This window comes from Halorubellus litoreus (genome assembly GCF_037081675.1).
Lineage (GTDB): Archaea > Halobacteriota > Halobacteria > Halobacteriales > Natrialbaceae > Halorubellus > Halorubellus litoreus.
The window spans coordinates 1,404,782-1,421,947 of sequence record NZ_JAZAQL010000002.1 but is presented as its reverse complement, the minus strand read 5'-3'; the positions used below and the strand labels follow the sequence as shown (position 1 = coordinate 1,421,947).

Genomic DNA, 17,166 nt, shown 5'->3' with positions numbered 1-17,166 from the left:
CCAACACCTATGCGTGTGGCGTGCGTCGACCGGAGCATGCCAGAGGAGACCCTGCACAAGTCGACGCGGACAGCGTCACGCGAAGCGATCGGCGCGTACCTGCACCGCGTCGCGAACGCGTTCGAGCGCGGCGAGCCGTCCCCCGTCGACGACGGCGTCGCCGTCGACCTCCCCACCGAGGCCGAACTGGAGGTCGACGTCGAACGAACCGGCGACCAGCTGACGTACGAACTCGAGTTCGCGTGGCCCGCGAACGACGGCGGCGTCGACACCGACGCCAGCGTCGACGACGGCGTCGACGAGGACGCCGGCGGCCCCGACAGCCAGGCGACGTTCGAGCTCTACGCGGACCGCGCGAGCGAGTGGCGATGGCGACTCCGCCACGACAACGGGAACATCATCGCCGACAGCGGCGAAGGCTACGGGAAGAAGGACAACGCCCGGAACGGCATCCAGAGCGTCCAACGGAACGCCGCCGGCGCCGCCATCGAAGAGCAGGACTGACCGGCGCGGTCGGAACTACCGGCGAGCGCTCAGGCGTCCGGGAACGTCGCGGAGTTGTCCATCGGCTCGTACCCGAGGACCTCCTTGGCGTTCCGGAGCGAGTAGTACTTGCGGTCGTTGTCGCTGATGCCGTAGACGATCTCGTAGTCGTAGTCGGCTTCGATGCAGCGCTGGAAGAGGTGCCCGCAGTCGCGGTAGGAGAGCCACATCGCTTGCCCGCGCTCGTAGTCCTTCGGCGGGTGTTCCTCGGTGAGGTTCCCGATGCGGACCGCGACGAAACTCAGGTCGTGTTCGTCGTGATAGTATCGACCGAGGAGTTCGCCGCTCGCCTTCGAGACGCCGTAGAGGTTCCCCGGACGGGGGAGTTCGCTGCCGTCGAGCAGGAAGTCGTCGTGCTCGCGGTAGAGGTCGGGCTTGCGCTCGGTCTCGAAGTGCTTGACGGCGTGGTTCGAGGACGCGAACGCGACCTTCTCGACGCCCTCGTCGACCGCGGCCTGGAGGACGGTGTGCGTGCCGTCGATGTTGTTCGAGAGCACCGACGACCACGGCGCGGTCTTCCGCGGGTCGCCCGCGAGGTGGACGACCGCGCCACAGCCCGCGACGGCGTCGCGGACCGCGTCCTCGTCCGTGATGTCCGCGACGACGAACTCGCCGGGGTACGCGTCGGGGTCCGTCGGCGGGTCGCGGTCCAGCAGCCGCCAGTCGTAGTCGTCGCCGGCCCAGTCCAGGAGCGCGGTGCCGACGTGCCCGCGAGCGCCGGTGAGGAGGACGGGGTCGTCCATTCGATTGATGGCATGATTGGCGCGGGTAAGAAGAATCCGGTTCCGCTCCGGCCGCGACCCGAACGGGTTTCCGAATCCGGGCCGACCGTCCGCGTATGACCGACGAGGAGACCGAGGGCGGTGCGTCGGCGCCGACGACCGGCGAGGAAGCGGCGTTCGAGGCGGGTATCAAGTTCGGGTCGCTCTACCACCAGTTCGCGGGGACGCCGGTGTCGCCGTCGAGCGCGGGGAGTCTCGCGACGGCGATGGAGGAGGCCATCGAGAACCAGCCCCATTGCGAGGACGTCCAGGTCGCGATCCGCGAGGACGCGCTCGCGGCCGCCATCGACGACGCTGGCGCGGACTACGTCGAGCTCACGGGGTCGCTCGTGGACGTCTCGATGCGCATCGAGTACGAGGACGTGACGGTGTACACGAGCATGGCGATGCAGGACGGCTACCCGCTGATGCAGGTCGATTCGGTCGAACGCGACTGACCACCAGACGGGAACGTCGAGGAGTCCCGTTTGACCTCGCATGGGGGTCGGTCGTCGCTGTCGGTCCACGACTCGGATTCGACGGATATGAGGGCTCTCGACGCTGGTTTCACTTTCACTTTCAGGCGGGTATTTAACCTCCTCGCGGGCGTCGGTAATGGCATGAGTCAAGCAAGTCTCGACGACGACGAGCTGTTCGGCGAGATGGCGTCGGAGATGCGCGAGGACGTCGAGGAGGCCCTCGAGAAGGCGCGCGAGAACCTCCCGGAGGCGGACGACGTCTGGGAGACGGACGCGGATAACGTCCTCGGCGTCCTGAACGGCCTGCGGTCGGCGCTCGACGTCGGCGACGCCGAGGACCACCTGCGTGACGCGAAGAAGGCGTTCGTGATGGGGAAGCGCGCGGACGCGTTCGAGGACGCCGAGGACCTCGAGGAGGCCATCGAGACCGTCGAGGACCTCGTCGGGACGATCGAGGAGGCGCACGATCAGGTCGGCGACCTCGCGTCGACCGTGCCGGAACTCCGGAGTACGCTCGAGGACGCCCACGCCGACGAGGACGAGGACGACGAGTAACGTCCCTGGCGGTTGTCGCGTGACGCGGCGAGCGGTCGCGAGCGGTTCGGCGTGTTCTCAGTAGGCGTCTTCGAGCGACCGGAACGGTGCGTGGTCGACGGTGTTCGTGGTGACCGAGAGCGGTGCGACGCTGACGTCGGCGTCGGCGAGCGCGCGCCGGTCGGTCCCGACGGGGTCGGTGACGGCTTCGTCGCGGTCGGGGCGGAGCGGGTCGTAGAACGCGCTGGTGACGGCGTAGCCGTCGTCGCCTTCGTCGACGCGCAGCGAGTAGTCGTGGACGGGTTCGGTGAGTCGCAGGCGCGTGCTCGAAGTGGTTCTGGTGGGGGCGTTCACGCTGAGGTACGCGTCGCTCTCCGTGAGCGTCGATGGGTCGAGTGCGTCCACGAGGCGGCGCGTGACGGTCCGGGCTTCGTCGAACGCGCTCCGGTCGGGGTCGACGAGCGCGCCTTCGACGGGGTCGTACGCGGAGACGGCGACGGCGGCGTGCCCGAGGAACGCGGCTTCGGCGGCGGCGCCGACGGTCCCCGAGCGGCCGACGTTGTCGGCGCCGACGTTCGGGCCGTCGTTACAGCCGGCGACGACGAAGTCCGGGTCGTCGACCAGATGGAGGCCGTACGCGACGCAGTCCGCGGGCGTGCCGGTGACGGCGTGCCCGCGGTCGTGCTCGTGCACCTGGAACTCGCGGGTGGCGCGACGGCCGACGCCGCTCTGGTTCTCGACGGGCGCGACGACGGTGACGTCCGCGACGTCGCGGAGGGCGTCGTGGAGGGCGGCGATGCCGGGCGCGTCGATGCCGTCGTCGTTCGTGAGGACGACGGTCGGGTCGGCGGCCATGGTCGCCGGTAGTCCGCGAGCGCTCCAGAAGGTACCGGTTCGTGGCGCCTGCGAGTCCGTGGTATCGGTTCGTGGCGCCTGCGAGTCCGTGGTATCGGTTCGTGGCGCCTGCGAGTCCGTGCGCGGTCAGTCGCCAGGGTGGCGGACGTCGAGGTCGGCGGTGACGGTGACGGTGGTGTCGGCGTCGAGCGAGACGGTCGCTTCGAGCGGGCTGGTGCCGGTTCGGTCGACGTGCGCGTCGCCGACGAGTTCCGGGAGACGCCAGTACGGGCGGTCGACGAGGTCGACGCCGCGGTCGGCGGCGAGCGCGAGCGTCCGCGGGTCGGCGAGGAGCGCGCAGCCGACGGGGAGCGTGAGGTGGTTCCCGCACGTCTCGCAGTCCGCGACCGCGTGGATGGCGTGCCCGTCGCCGCGGGTTGCGGTCTGGCTCGCGCTCGCGTCGTCGTCGACGGCCGCGAGCGCCGTCCGCGTGCGTCCGGCGCACTCGGGGCAGACGCCGTCGACGGCGAGTGCGAAGTGCGAGCGCACGCGGTCGTCGAACGCCGAGAGCAGCGCGTCGACGCCGCCGTCGTCGAGGTGCGCGGCGGCGGCCCCGGGCGGGAACGGGTAGCGCGTGAGGACGCGCTCGCAGCCGTGGCACGCGACGGTGAGCCACGCGTCGCCGTAGCTCGCGTGCAGCGCGGCGACCCGGCAGTGCGCGCACTCGCCCGGGACCGCCGTCGGGCCGAACGCGCGCTGGTCGGTGTACGTCCCGGCGGCGAGCGCGGCCGCGGCCTTCCACCCCGGGTAGCGGAGTCGATAGCCGTCGCCGGTCTTCGCGACGAACGCGCCGACGAGCGCGTCGAGGTGGTACGCGAACTGCGCGGAGACGTCGACGCCAGCGCGCTCACGGAGGGTCGCGAACGACGTCGGGTACGGCGTCTCGGGGTCGGCGTGCGCGGCCAGCAGCGCGCGGAGGATGGCGACGCGGTGCTCGTTCCCGACGAGCGCGAACGCGTCCGCCGTCGCGTCGGCTGCGTCCGTCCGCGGCGCGTCGGGTGCGTCCATACGCGCCCTCGCGGGCCCAACCACAAATCCGTTCCTGTCGAATAGCCTACTAAAACGCGGGGTAGATTACGGTTACAAACCACCAGCACGTGTCTCGGTCCGATGCGAACGCCCTCGCTGCCCTCGCGGCCGCCCAGGGTCGTCGCGACGTACTACGCGTACCGAGCGACCGCCACGTTCGGGTTCTTCTGGCCCATCTTCACCGTCTTCCTGCTCTCCAGGGACCTCTCGTACACGCAGATCGCGCTCCTCGGGTCGCTCTCGGCCGCGGTCTCGGTCCTCGGCGAACTCCCGACGGGGTACGTCGGCGACCGCGTCGGCCGGCGGAACAGCCTCCTGCTCGGCGCCGTCGCCCGCGCCACCTCGGTGTACGCGCTCGCGTTCGCCGAGACGTTCCCGGGGTTCGTCGCGCTCTACGTCGCCTGGGCGGTCGGTGGCGCGTTCACGTCCGGCGCGGGCGACGCCTGGCTCTACGACGTCCTCGACGACCGACTCGACGCGTCCGCGTTCACGCGCGTCCGCGGTCGCGGCGGCGCGGTCAACATGATTGTCAGCGCCGCCAGCATGCTCGCCGCCGGCGTGCTCTACGCCGCCGACCCACGCCTCCCGTTCCTCGTCGGCGGCACCGTCAACGCCCTCGGGATACCCGTCCTTCTCTCGATGCCACGCGTCGACGCCACCCGCGACGGCGACGCCGGGGGCGACAGCGACGGCGACGCCGGGGGCGACCACCTCGGCGTGCGCGACGCTGCTCGCATCGTCCGAACCCAACTCCTCCGCCCGCCCGTCCGCTCGGTCGTCGTCGGCGTCGCGCTGTGCTTCGGCGTCGTCGGCGCCGCCGACACGTACGTCCAACCGATCGCCGTCGACGCCGTCGGCCTCTCCGAACTCGCGCTCGGGCCACTCTACGCGGGATTCTCCGTCGTCGCCGCGGTCGCGAGCTATCACGCCGACCGCCTCGAACGCACCGTCGGGACCGCGGGCGTCCTCGTCGGCCTCCCCGTGGTCGTTGGCGTCGCGCTCGTCGTTCCAGCGGCGGTCGCGCCCGTGCTCGCGGTGCCGGCGTTCGTCGCGATGAAAGGCGCTCGCGAGGCCCTCGCGCCGGTCGCGAGCGGATACCTGAACGAGCACGTCGACTCCGTCGGCCGCGCGACCGGCCTCTCCGCGGCCGCGATGTGCTACGGGACCGTCCGCCTCGTCCTCAAACCGGTCGGGGGCGTCGTCGCCGACGCGCTCGGCCCGCTCGCCACCGTCGCCGGCCTCGGCGCGTTCCTCGCCGCGGGCGTCCTCGTCGTTCGCGGCGTCGCGGCGCTCCGCAGCACGCCCGACGCGGACCCCGCCCGCGCCTGACCAAGCGATCAGTTGCTCGTTCGCTCGACGAGTGCGTCGAGCACGCGAACGAGCGCGTCGGCGGCGTCGTCGAGCATCGCCTCGCCCGTCGCGGCGTCGCCGTCGCGCGGGTCGCCGACCACGCCGTTCGCGCTGAACGCGTCCGTATCGTGGGCGACGTTCACGCCCGCGACCCAGTCACCCCACCGTTCGCTCGCGCCCTCCGCGGCCCCCTCGACGCGGTCCTCCCGGACGAGGTGCGGGGCGACGTGCCGCAGCAAGGCGGTCTCGCGTCCGCCGCCGTGCCCCATCGGGACGTCCGCGTCCACGACGTCGAACCACGTGAACGCCGCCGCCACAGCGGTCCCGTCCCGCGAGAGGCGCGCCGTCACCTCCCGTAACGCGTCGACGTTCCCGCCGTGCCCGTTCACGACCACGACCGCGTCCACGCCGTGACTCGCGAGGCTCTCCGCGGTCTCGCGGACGTACGCGCGGAACGTGTCCGGCGACACCCACAGCGTCCCCGCGAACGCCCGATGCTCCTCGGCGACCCCCACGGGAATCGTCGGTGCGAGCGCAACCGGCGCCTCGCCGTCGTGCTCGCGCTCGTACGCCTCGACGCCCGCCTCCGCGACCGCCTCGGCCGCGATAGCGTCCGTTCCGAGGGGCGCGTGCGGCCCGTGCTGTTCCGTGCTCCCGACCGGCACCACGCCCACCACCGGGTCGGCCTCGCGCACGTCCGTCCACGTCGCATCCGCCAGGTCCATACCCCCACCGTCGCCCCCCGGTCGCAAGAAACGCACGCCCCACCGTCGACTCCCGTGCAGCGGACGCGACCGCGACGCCACCCCCGCGCGACCCTATTCGTTTCGGCAGGGAACCTACGTAAACTCGACGCCAACGTCGAGGTATGACGCGCACCGTCGAACGCGCCGACGCGCGACCGGCAGGCGACCAGCCGACCGCCCTCTCCGGCGAGCACGACGCCGACAGCGACGAGTACACGGTGTACCCGGCGTGCGCCGGCGACGACGACCTCGTCACCACGTGGCTCACCGTCGACGCCGACGCCGTCGTCGACGCCACCGACTGGCGGTGACTCCCGCTCGCAACCGCGAACGACGCCGAGGAACGTGACAGTTCGCTCTCACCCACTGGGAACGACCGGTCTTTTATATCCGGTGCCGCGGCGAAGTACGGAACGAGGCGAGCCACGATGCCAACCCCAGCCCCCAACTCGGACGCCGACCGCAGCATCACCGCTGCCGAACGCATCCCCGACGACACCCCGCACGACCCACAACCCGAGGACACCCCGCTCGTCGCACTCCCCAGCGACACCCCCGACGGCCGCGAATACACTCTCTGCCCCGCCAGCGCCGACGCCGAAACCATCATCACAACGTGGCTCACCGTCGACGCCGACCTCGTCTACGACCTCGACGAGTGGCGATGACACAGCAATCACCGAGACACGGAACCGAACAGTAACGGCGTCGTGGCGGCGATGACAGCGAGAAACAGCCGCCTGGGTGGCGGGATACCGAAGAAACGGCCGCCTGGGTGGCGGGATACCGAAGAAACGGCCGCCTGGGGGCGATGACAGCGAGAAACGGCCGCCTGGGGGCGGCCGTATGCTAGAGGAGTCCGTCAGTCGTCCTGGTCGACTTCGATCCGGTTCTCGCGGTTCTTCGCGCGTTCGACGAACTCCTCGGGGAGTTCGTCTATCTCGCCGGCTTGGACGCCCCAGAGGTGCGCGTAGAGGCCGTCGTTCGCGATGAGGTCGTCGTGCGTGCCGCGTTCGACGATGCGGCCGTCCTCCAGCACCACGATCTGGTCGGCGTCCTTGATGGTCGAGAGGCGGTGCGCGATGGCGAACGTCGTGCGGTCCTCGGCGAGTTCGTCGATGGAGCGCTGGATGAGCATCTCCGTCTCCGTGTCCACGTCGCTCGTGGCTTCGTCGAGCACGAGCAGGCTCGGGTCCTTCAGGATGGCTCGCGCGATCGAGATGCGCTGGCGTTGTCCACCGGAGAGTTTCACGCCGCGTTCGCCGACCTCGGTGTCGTAGCCCTCGGGGAGGTTCTGGATGAACTCGTGCGCTTCCGCCATCTTCGCCGCCTCCACGACGTCCTCGCGGTCCGCGTCGAACGTCCCGTACGTGATGTTCTCCTCGACCGTCCCGTAGAACAGGAACGTGTCCTGGCTCACATACCCGATGTGGCGGCGGAGACTCGGGATGGTGACGTCACGGAGGTCCTGCCCGTCGATCTCGATGCCACCGTCGTTCACGTCGTACATCCGCAACAGGAGCTTCAGGACCGTCGACTTCCCCGCCCCCGTGGGGCCGACGAGCGCGAGCGTCTCCCCGCCGTCGACGTCGAAGTCGATGTCCTCCACGATGGTCTCGTCGTCGTCGTACCCGAACGAGACGTCGTCGTACGTGACCGCGCCGTCGTCGACGACGAGGTCGCTCGCGTCCGGGTCCTCCGCGATACGCGACGGCTCGTCCATCAACCCGAAGATGCGTTCCGAGGATGCGCGAGCGCGCTGGTACATGTTGATGATCTGCCCGAACTGCGCCATCGGCCAGATGAACCGCTGACTCAGGAGGATGAACGCCACGAACTCGCCAGGCGACAGTTCGCCCGTGAATATCCACGGCGCCGGCTGGTCGTTCAGCGTGTTGAACACCCAGAGCCCGCCGACGAAGAACGTCACCACGAACCCGACGCCCGCGAGCACGCGGAGCGCGGGGAAGAACTTGATGCGCGTGTTGATCGCGTCCCAGTTCGCGTCGTAGTACTCCTGGCTGACGTCGTCGACGCGGTCGGACTCGAAGTCCTCCGTGTTGTACGTCTTGATGACCTGGACGCCACCGAGGTTGTTCTCCAGGCGCGAGTTGAGTTGGCCGACAGAGGAGCGGACGTCCGCGTACTTCGGCTGGATGATGTTCACGAACTTGTACGTCGTGTACCCGATGAGGGGGACGACGACGAGCGTGACGAACGCGAGCTGGGCGTTGTAGTAGAAGAGGATGGCGGCGATACCGAGCACCATCACGGAGAGGCGGAACGCGGAGTTCATGCCGTCGTTCAGGAATCGCTCCAGGCGGTTCACGTCGTTCGAGAGGATGGACATCATCTCCCCGGTCTGCTTGTCCGCGAAGAAGTCCATGTTCAGCCGCTGCATCTTGTCGTACGTGTCCGTACGGACCGCGTGCTGGATGTGCTGCGCGAAACTGTTCCACCCCCAGTTACGCGTCCAGTGGAACGCCGCCCCGCCGAAGAACCCGAACGCGATGAGGCCCGCCGACAGCATGAGTTGCGCCTCCGGGTCGTTCAGTGGGAGCCACGCGTCGGGGACGAGCCACAGCGAGAACTGCTGGTCGCCGTCGGGGTTGAACGTCGTATCGAGCGCCATCGCGAGGATGACCGGCGGCATCAGGTCGAGGAGGCGCGCGACGACGCTCGAGAGCAGGCCGACGACGAACGCGAGCTTGTTCTCCGCGCCGTACTCGAAGAACAACCGCTTCATCGGGTTCTCGGCTTGCTCGCGTTGTTCTTCGAACGGGTCGTCGTCGGCGTCGTCGAGTTCCATTGACTTACTCCTCGAACTGTGGACGGTTATGGCTTGTTACGTTTCGAAACTCTTGCCGGTGGTTCGACCGGGGAGGACGCGGCTGGATCGGTGACATGGCCGCTTCGTCGAACCCTCGTACAAAAAATCGGTCTGTGGTTCGGTAACGTCCCACGGTCGCGGTCGTGGTTGCCGGAACCGGCGCGTCGTCCGACGGTCGGTCGCACCGTCGCGCTCCACTCGGGCGGCCGTCAGCTCGGGCACTCGGTCCGATTCGTCGTCCCGTACGTCACGTTCACGCGGTCGCCCGCGTCGATGCCGTTCGCGGCCGCGTACCCTCGCGGCACCTCGAGCACCCACTTCGCGCGGCCCGGCGCGCGGATGGACTCGCCGTCCTCGCCCGGGTCGGGCGCGCGGAGCGACGTCACCGAGTTCACGCGACCGTCCGCGCCGACGTAGATGATGTCGAGCGCGAAGTCCATGTCGCGCATCACGTACGTCACGTCCTCCTCCTGGGGATGCACGAACCACATCCCGCTGCCGTTCGCGAGCGACTCGTGCTCGCTCAACCCCGTGATGCGTTCCGGGCGTCGGTCCGCGACCTCCACGACCACGCACGACGCCACGCCAGATTCGGCGTCGGTCACCGAGACGACGCCGACCTCGTGGTTCGTCGCCCACGGGAGCGCGAACCCGCCGAGCTGGTAGACGACCGCGGCGACGAGCACGACGAGGACGAGCACGACAGCCGCTCGCCCGAGCTGCGTTCGGTCCAGTTGCACGCGCGAATCGACGCACTCGACGAGGAAAGCGCTTCGGAAGCAAGCGAAAGCGGTATGAAGACGCGTCCGCTCTCGTCGACTGCGGGCACGTGGTCTAGTTGGTCATGACGCTTCCCTTACAAGGAAGAGGCCGACGGTTCGACTCCGTCCGTGCCCACTCCTCGGTCGCGGCGACCACCCGCGGCACCCGCGGCACCCGCTCACGTAGCCGCGAAGCACTTTTCGGGCGTTCGCGACACCAGTACGCGTATGCATCCCACCGTCGACGTCCGCCCAGCCACCTTCAGGGACGTCCCCGGCATCCGCCGCGTCGCCCACGACGCCTACCACGCCGCGTACGGCGACCTCGTCGACGCCGACGCGCTCGACGCCCAGCTCGACGAGTGGTACAGCGAGGACGGCGTCGAGAACCGCGTGCTCCGCGACGCCTCGACGCTCCTCGTCGCCGACCACCCCACCGACGGCGTCGTCGGCTACGCCAGCGGCGGCCCCACGCCCACGAGCGAGAGCGACCCCGACCCAGCCCCGGAGCAGGCGACGCTGTACACGTGCTACGTCCACCCCGACCACTGGGGCGACCGCGTCGGGCACGCCCTCCTCACCGCCATCGAGGACGCGCTCTGCGACCGCGGGTTCGAGCGCATGGTCGTTCCCGTCCTCGCCGCGAACGACCGCGCCCGAGCGTTCTACGCCGACCACGGCTACACGCACACCGACGACGACACCATCACGTTCGCCGGCACCACGCTCGACGAAGCCATCCACACCGGCGACCTCTAACCCACACCGCACCGATTCGAAATCCTTTTACAACGAACCGCCCGACGTAGAAGCGTAAGCCGCCTTAGCTCAGACTGGGAGAGCACTCGACTGAAGATCGAGCTGTCCCCGGTTCAAATCCGGGAGGCGGCATACTTCTGCGGCCGACAACGCGAACGAGCGTAGCGAGTGAGCCGTCGGCCGCGAAGTCTCCAGCGACTGGATTTGAATCAGGGAGCGAACGCAGTGAGCGACCGAGGTTCAAATCCGGGAGGCGGCATAGACTTCTCGGTTCACATGCCCGAACGACAACCCCCGTAGAGAGGGGTTCGTTCGCCGGTTCTCTGAATGGGGGTGAGCGGCGGTGCAGTTGATCGAGACTGCACCCCACGAGTTCGCCGCGCACTTCCTCTTCGAGAAGCGCGGGCTCGAACCGTTCTTCGCGTGCGACCGGCGCGTGAAGGACGGTGGTGGCAGTCAGAACGCGACCTTCGAGCGCGACGACGAGACGTGGGAGGCGACGCTCTCCTACCGCGACTCCGGACTGAAGCATCCCGGACGGCAGCTCCCGAGCGGGACCGAGTTCTGGCTCGACGAGATGCGCGAGTTTGAACTGACCATCGCGAGCGACGACGATCCCGTCGGCGAGCAATCTGTCTACAAAACTCCTTTTCTACGGGTTGCAGGAGTACATCCATTGCGTCCCTCTAGTATTGCTGCCCGCTTAACCACTCGCCGAGAGAATTCAGGATCACGACTAAAAATGGGTGTAAAGTTGCTCACTTCTATCGGCGAGAACAGTATACTGTAGCCACCGAGGATATCCGTCGGCTATCAGCACGGACTGTTCACTTTCACTCTGGCTTACACGATTTTAAGTGTCTCCCACTGGAAGAGATTAACATTCAAAGAACCAGAATATCTGACTACGCCAACAATCCCTGCTGGACTGCGGGTGCGCTCCAGAGAGAACATCATAGTGCAATCAATCGACGAAGTTAACCAATGAAATTCGGACACCTTGCCGACATCCATCTCGGCCACCGTCAGTACGGACTGAACCAGCGCGAAGACGATATGACGAGCACGTTCAAGGCAACGTTACAGCTCATTATGCGGGACGACCCAGACGCCATCCTTCTACCGGGGGATCTGTTCCACTCGCGGGACCTCCGCCCAAAGGTTCTCGAGGCGGCTGAAAAGGGCCTCAGTGTCGTCCCCGACGATGTCCCTGTCCTCGTCTCTCGTGGAAACCACGACGAGAACTTGACCCCACGCGACGTCACGTGGCTGAACTACCTCCACCGTCGCGGGCACATCGTTCTCCTCGAAGCTGACCTGGAGAGCCATCCGGAAGTGGCGACGTTCGAGCCGCACGACTCAAACGAGCCTGGTGAAGACGCTGGGTTCTACGACATCGAGACGGACTCCGGAACAGTCCGCGTGTTCGGATTGCAGTGGCGGGGTGCACGAACAGACACCGCGCTGGAGAAGGTCGCAAAGGGCATCCAGGAGACGGCAGATGAACACGGCGAGCCCGACTACACGGTACTTCTGGCTCACTTCGGTATCGAGGATGAAGTGCCTGCGCTCGGCGGAAACGTGACACATGCGGAACTCCGGGAGGTGCGTGAGGTGGTTGACTACCTCGCATTAGGACACATCCACAAGCGATACGACGCGAGTGGATGGATCTACAACCCCGGATCGCCGGAAGCACACTCCACGTCAGAGGCCAGAGACGACTGGGACCACGGCTACTACAGCGTAGACTTGACCGAGGCCGACGACGAGCACGACGGCCCAGGGAGACTCGCACACGCCGTTGATCACAATCACTCGCGACGCCGTCCGTTCTATACCATTGATTTCGACGTCACCCCTCACGACTCGGCGGGTGAACTCGAGACGGCGTTCCTCGACCACTTGGAGGACGAGCAGGGAGCTCTTCAGAGTTACATAGACCGCGAGGAGTTCTTGTGGGGGAGTGACCGTCGCGAATCGATGATCGATCTCCGGTTCGAGGGAACGCTCCAGTTCGACCGAGGAAGCTTCCGAGTGGACGAACTCGCCGACCGAGCGGAGAGTGTTTGCGACGCGCTGTACGTGCAGACGAACACCAGCCGGGTCACTACCGCTGAAATCCAGGAACTGCTGGCGGAGCTTGACGACGACGAGGTGTTCGTCGACGGGCGATTACAGACCGCAGCACTGGAGCAACGAGTGTTTGAGACGATCGCCACCGAGTCCGAGTATAGTGATCACGCTGACGAGGTGGCGACACTCCTCGGTGATGCCCACCGGATGGCACAGAGCGGGGAGAGCACAGACGACATCGTCGACGTCGTCTCAGACAGTCGCCAGGAGCTATTCCCCGACGCTACAGCGGATGTCTCACTGGACGTGACCGAGGCTCCCTTCGCCGAACGTGAACATACCGATGAGAGCACGGCTGAACAACAGAGTGCTGCTGCTTCTGGAGGTGATGCAGAATGAAGATACTCGGTGTTACCTTGGAGAACATCAAGTCGTACGAAGACAGAACGGAGGTGCCGCTACAGGAGGGCGTCACTGCAATCCTCGGGGAGAACGGCTCCGGTAAATCGACGATACAAGAGGCGATTGGGTTCGCCCTCTTCGACTCGCTTCCGTTCAACAACAGCGAGTTCGTCCGTGAGGGCGCCTCGTCCGGCACCGTCGAAGTCACCATTGAGTTGGATGAGCGCGAAGACGGACAGCAGTACCGCGTGACTCGGTCTGCGGGATACTCGAAGTACGGTGTTGCACGGTACGACAGCGAGAACGACGAGTGGGTCGACCAGGATATCGACTCGAAGAAGTCACTCGTTCAGTGGCTTTGTACGAAGTTCGACCTCGAGGACGGAGACGAACTGAGCAAACTCTGGGAGTCGTGCGTTGGTGTTCCGCAGACACGGTTCCTCTCTGACTTCGCACAGACTGCTCGGAACCGACAGAAGACGTTCGACGAACTCCTCGGCATCGACGCCTACGAGGAGTCTTGGGACGTTCTGAAAGGAGTCCCGGATGAGATTGGAGCGGAGCGCCAGCGCGTGCGGGAGAACATCCGGGAACTCACCGGCGAAGTACAGAGCCTTCCCAAGGAGCGTAAGGAGAAGCAGGAACTCGAGGAGGAAGTCGAGCGGATTGTCGGTGAGATCGAGTCGGCCCAGTCTGACCTTACCGACGCCGAGGAGCGACACGGAGAACTGGACGAAACCCGTGAACGTATCGCGGATCTCGAAGCGGAGATCCAGCAGAAGGAGCAGGCCATCGGGGCGAAAGAGGACGCCCTTGAAGACGCGGAAGACGATCTGGGGGCTGCACAAAACGCGGCCGACAAGTGTGAGGCTGCTCGTGAGGGATACGAACAGTACACCGAGGCGAAGGAACGCCAAGACGACCTCGAAGACGAACTCGCGGAGCTGAACGAGTTGCGCGACGAGCGTCAGGAACTGGAGGGCGAGCGTGGGCGTCTCAAGACACGAAAAGAGACCCTTCAAGAGCAGGTCGAAAAGTACGAACAAGCCAAGGAGAACATCGAGGAACACCGGGCAAACAAAGAGCGCTACGAGGAACTCGACGAGCGAATCTCCGACCTGAAGTCGGACCGCGAAACCGTCGAACGGCTTCGTGACGAAGTCGAGTCACTCGACGCCGATGCGCGGGATGATCTCGCTGAACTCCGCCGAACGGTTCAAACGATCGAAGAGATCGACCGAGAGGCGGCCGAGGTGGCGGATGCCGGCGAGATTCGGGACCGAATTAGTGACGTGAAGGGCGAATTGGCGTCACTGAAATCAGAAGCGTCTGAGCTCCGCGAACGACTCGAACGCCTCCGAGACGCTGATGCAGATGCCCCGTGCCCGACCTGCGGGAAACCGCTGGAAGGTGAGCATCGGACGGAAACCATCGAAGAGCGGGAGGGACGCCTCGAAGAGATTCAATCCGAACGCCAAGACCTCGAAGAGGAACTTTCCGAACTTCAAGACAAACTCGAGGAGGCCGAGCGGGTCGAAAAACGAGTCGCACAGTTGGATATGCACAGGAACCGGGCAGAGGATCTCCGAGAAGACCTCGGTGATCTCGCCGAAGAACGCGAAGAGACTCGTGAGGAGATAACCTCACTTTCCGAGCGGATCGGGCAGATCTCCGGCCTTGAGGACGAGCGCGACTCGCTAGAGGAGGCGAAGGACGCCTTCCAGACGGCGAAGGTCCAAGCGGACGAGTACGCCGATGCCCCGGACGACCTCGTAGATGTCGAAGAGTCGATCGAGTCGGTCGAAGCCGAGATGGTCCAGCTGGACGAAGAAATAGCCGGGCTCGGTGATGTCGAAGACGAACTCAAGGGCGTAAAACAGACGCTGAAGGAGAACGAGGACGATTACCAGCAGTTCGAACGAAACCGGCAGACGGCCGATAAAATGGAAGCGCGAGAGGAGAAGGTAGCGGAGATTGAACAGGAGCTCGTGGACCTTCGTGACGAACACGAGCAATTGAACGAGGATCTTGAGAACGTACAGGAATCGTTCGACGAGAACGAGTTCGAGTCCCTCTCCGAGGAGATAGAGGAACTCAAGGGACGAATTAACACCCTCGATGGCACGAAGGGCGCGAAGGAAGACGAACTCAAGGGAGTCGCAGCCAAAGTCGAGGAGTTAGAGGAGAAACTGGCGGAACGGGAAGAGAAAGTCGAAACGCTTCGCGAACTCGCTGCGGACCAGCAGTTCGCCACGTGGGTGCGCGACAACGTCCGTGCAGCCGGACCGAAGATGCGCGACGTAATCACCGACCGCATCGGAAAGCGCGCTGACACCATCTTCCGGTCGATTCGTGGCCGGAAGGCCGAGCAACTGGAATGGACGTCGGACTACGACATCGTCGTCGTCGACGCCGATGTTCGGAAGTCCTTCTCCACACTCTCCGGCGGCGAGAAGATGGCTGCGGCTCTCGCAGTCCGACTGGCCATTCTGGAACAGATCTCCGGGCTCGGTATTGCGTTCCTCGATGAACCGACGGCGAACCTCGACGAGGACAAAAAGGCGAACCTCGTCGGACAACTCAACAGGTTGGACGCGTTCGATCAGTTGACAGTCATCAGCCACGACTCCACGTTCGACTCGATGACCGACTACAGCATCACCATCGAGAAACCCGACCAGACGTCGGAGGTGATGAGCGACTGATGGCGTTCGACAAAGCCGAAGTCGCGGCGGCGCTCGACGACAACGTCGACGTCATCCGATCGTATCTGGAGGACGATGACGACCTCGTCGCACGCTATCAAGACGCATTTCGCCGACTTCCAGAGATGAGTGACGCGAGTGAGCTCCGCTCCGATCTGTCGTCTTCGTCGTACCCGGGAGCCCTCCCGACAGACAGATTCGACAGTGCAGACTCACTCGTGATTCACCACGAGACATCCGACGGGTGGGACAGCCACGAGGCGGTCAACGACTGGGCACGGGATCTCCTGATGGACGTCCCGATGCTGGCAGTCGACGGATCTGAGATCCCTCCGACGACCCAGTTCAATGTCCCACTCGCGTACGTGCAGGCTGCGTGGTGCCTCAACTACCATTCCCCTGAGGGAAAGCTCGAACGCGGGAGGGAGGGACGGCTCCTCGGCCCGATGGACGTGACCCGTTCAGGGGGTGACAACGGCGGCGACGAGTACCGCTTCGTCGACAGTTCGCTCGTCGGCCTCGAACGGTACGAACACGAAGCATCCCTCCTCGTCGAACGGATTGAAGACCTGGCAGGGGAGTACGAGCGTGGGGAACTAGAACGTCGCCCGGTCGTCCTCTACGACGGCCCGCTCGTGGCGTCGTTCGCGAACCCAAAGCGACCGGGAGTCCGAGATAGGTACCTCTCGGCCATCAGTCGACTCCTCGCAGCGAGTCAGCATCACCGGATTCCAGTTGTCGGGTACGTCGCAGGCACAAACGCCGTCGAACTGTCGAAGATGACCCGGCTTCTGCTTCAGGACGAACTGGGTGCGGACCGTACCATCCCTGACGCACGTGTGCTGGCTGGGATGATGAGCTCTTGGGGAGATTCGACGGTGCCGTTCCTCTGTCGACGTGATGGGAGTGTCGATGCCCTCACCGTGTCATACCGTGGAGTGGAGTACGATTTCGGCCACGAGATTCACTTCTCGTATCTCAAAGTCCCACCAGGCGATGGCCTCGACAGACTGGAGTTCCCCGGCTGGATGCTGGAGGCGGACGGACCGTCCGGATACGCGGACCTGTACGAATACACGCTGGACGTCGTCCGCGCCGAGTCCGGAGTCGGACGGGGATACCCAGAGGTACTCCAGCAAGCGGACACCGACGCCGTCCTCGATCAGCGTGACCGACAGCAGTTCCTCCGTCTGCTCCAGAAGTGGGCCGAGACGAACGACGTACCGCTGGAGTGGGACGCGAAGGCACTGAGCAAGGAACTCCGACGACGATGATTCGGGCGCCACACAGAGAAGCG

17 protein-coding genes and 2 tRNA genes are annotated in these 17,166 nt (G+C 65.8%); 13 read left to right on the top strand and 6 right to left on the bottom strand.

Features of this window, described 5'->3' with window-relative positions; translation table 11 throughout:
* Positions 1-36: 36 nt before the first annotated feature.
* Positions 37-504, top strand: a complete 468-nt coding sequence (locus VYJ16_RS14590; protein WP_336351033.1) for an HVO_2922 family protein — start codon at positions 37-39, stop codon at positions 502-504.
* A gap of 29 nt (positions 505-533) precedes the next feature.
* Here the strand turns inward: VYJ16_RS14590 and azf are convergent, their stop codons facing one another.
* Positions 534-1,286, bottom strand: a complete 753-nt coding sequence (azf, locus tag VYJ16_RS14585; protein WP_336351032.1) for an NAD-dependent glucose-6-phosphate dehydrogenase Azf — start codon at positions 1,284-1,286, stop codon at positions 534-536.
* 95 nt (positions 1,287-1,381) lie between these two features.
* On the opposite strand from azf, the gene VYJ16_RS14580 reads away from it, so the two are divergent.
* The gene (locus tag VYJ16_RS14580) at positions 1,382-1,762 is read left to right on the top strand and encodes a dihydroneopterin aldolase family protein (protein WP_336351031.1); all 381 of its coding nucleotides are present in this window, start codon (positions 1,382-1,384) and stop codon (positions 1,760-1,762) included.
* Between the two features lie 162 nt (positions 1,763-1,924).
* Positions 1,925-2,338 carry a DUF5790 family protein gene (locus tag VYJ16_RS14575; protein ID WP_336351030.1) on the top strand — a complete coding sequence of 138 codons (414 nt, stop codon included), beginning with the start codon at positions 1,925-1,927 and terminating at the stop codon, positions 2,336-2,338.
* 57 nt (positions 2,339-2,395) lie between these two features.
* On the opposite strand, the gene surE is transcribed toward VYJ16_RS14575, so the two are convergent.
* Positions 2,396-3,172, bottom strand: a complete 777-nt coding sequence (gene surE / locus VYJ16_RS14570) for a 5'/3'-nucleotidase SurE (protein ID WP_336351029.1) — start codon at positions 3,170-3,172, stop codon at positions 2,396-2,398.
* Between the two features lie 126 nt (positions 3,173-3,298).
* On the bottom strand, positions 3,299-4,219 hold the full coding sequence (locus tag VYJ16_RS14565) for a DUF7351 domain-containing protein (protein WP_336351028.1): 921 nt from the start codon (positions 4,217-4,219) through the stop codon (positions 3,299-3,301).
* A gap of 102 nt (positions 4,220-4,321) precedes the next feature.
* Here VYJ16_RS14565 and VYJ16_RS14560 point away from each other — a divergent pair, with 102 nt between their 5' ends.
* On the top strand, positions 4,322-5,569 hold the full coding sequence (locus VYJ16_RS14560; RefSeq protein ID WP_336351027.1) for an MFS transporter: 1,248 nt from the start codon (positions 4,322-4,324) through the stop codon (positions 5,567-5,569).
* An 8-nt stretch (positions 5,570-5,577) separates the two neighbouring features.
* Here VYJ16_RS14560 and VYJ16_RS14555 read toward each other — a convergent pair whose 3' ends face one another.
* Entirely contained in the window at positions 5,578-6,315 is a 738-nt protein-coding gene (locus VYJ16_RS14555) for a creatininase family protein (RefSeq protein ID WP_336351026.1), read from the bottom strand.
* A 143-nt stretch (positions 6,316-6,458) separates the two neighbouring features.
* Between VYJ16_RS14555 and VYJ16_RS14550 the strand changes: the two genes are divergently transcribed.
* Together VYJ16_RS14550 and VYJ16_RS14545 are read left to right on the top strand one after the other, a co-directional pair.
* Positions 6,459-6,647, top strand: a complete 189-nt coding sequence (locus tag VYJ16_RS14550) for a DUF7511 domain-containing protein (RefSeq protein ID WP_336351025.1) — start codon at positions 6,459-6,461, stop codon at positions 6,645-6,647.
* Positions 6,648-6,764: 117 nt separating this feature from the next.
* Positions 6,765-7,004 carry a DUF7511 domain-containing protein gene (locus tag VYJ16_RS14545; RefSeq protein ID WP_336351024.1) on the top strand — a complete coding sequence of 80 codons (240 nt, stop codon included), beginning with the start codon at positions 6,765-6,767 and terminating at the stop codon, positions 7,002-7,004.
* Positions 7,005-7,198: 194 nt separating this feature from the next.
* On the opposite strand, the gene VYJ16_RS14540 is transcribed toward VYJ16_RS14545, so the two are convergent.
* Positions 7,199-9,145: an ABC transporter ATP-binding protein gene (locus VYJ16_RS14540; protein ID WP_336351023.1), complete on the bottom strand. Its 1,947-nt coding sequence runs from the start codon at positions 9,143-9,145 to the stop codon at positions 7,199-7,201.
* A 230-nt stretch (positions 9,146-9,375) separates the two neighbouring features.
* The gene (locus VYJ16_RS14535) at positions 9,376-9,906 is read right to left on the bottom strand and encodes a DUF192 domain-containing protein (RefSeq protein WP_336351022.1); all 531 of its coding nucleotides are present in this window, start codon (positions 9,904-9,906) and stop codon (positions 9,376-9,378) included.
* A gap of 83 nt (positions 9,907-9,989) precedes the next feature.
* Between VYJ16_RS14535 and VYJ16_RS14530 the strand changes: the two genes are divergently transcribed.
* From VYJ16_RS14530 to VYJ16_RS14500, 7 genes are all read left to right on the top strand, one after another.
* Positions 9,990-10,063, top strand: a tRNA-Val gene (locus VYJ16_RS14530).
* Positions 10,064-10,155: 92 nt separating this feature from the next.
* Positions 10,156-10,686, top strand: a complete 531-nt coding sequence (locus tag VYJ16_RS14525; protein WP_336351021.1) for a GNAT family N-acetyltransferase — start codon at positions 10,156-10,158, stop codon at positions 10,684-10,686.
* A gap of 58 nt (positions 10,687-10,744) precedes the next feature.
* A tRNA-Phe gene (locus tag VYJ16_RS14520) sits at positions 10,745-10,818 on the top strand.
* Between the two features lie 211 nt (positions 10,819-11,029).
* The gene (locus VYJ16_RS14515) at positions 11,030-11,476 is read left to right on the top strand and encodes a DUF7845 domain-containing protein (RefSeq protein ID WP_336351020.1); all 447 of its coding nucleotides are present in this window, start codon (positions 11,030-11,032) and stop codon (positions 11,474-11,476) included.
* Between the two features lie 194 nt (positions 11,477-11,670).
* Positions 11,671-13,161 carry a metallophosphoesterase family protein gene (locus VYJ16_RS14510; protein WP_336351019.1) on the top strand — a complete coding sequence of 497 codons (1,491 nt, stop codon included), beginning with the start codon at positions 11,671-11,673 and terminating at the stop codon, positions 13,159-13,161.
* Entirely contained in the window at positions 13,158-15,869 is a 2,712-nt protein-coding gene (locus VYJ16_RS14505) for an AAA family ATPase (protein ID WP_336351018.1), read from the top strand. The genes VYJ16_RS14510 and VYJ16_RS14505 overlap by 4 nt, the downstream gene beginning before the upstream one ends.
* Positions 15,869-17,143, top strand: a complete 1,275-nt coding sequence (locus VYJ16_RS14500; RefSeq protein ID WP_336351017.1) for a DNA double-strand break repair nuclease NurA — start codon at positions 15,869-15,871, stop codon at positions 17,141-17,143. The genes VYJ16_RS14505 and VYJ16_RS14500 overlap by 1 nt, the downstream gene beginning before the upstream one ends.
* Positions 17,144-17,166: the final 23 nt, after the last annotated feature.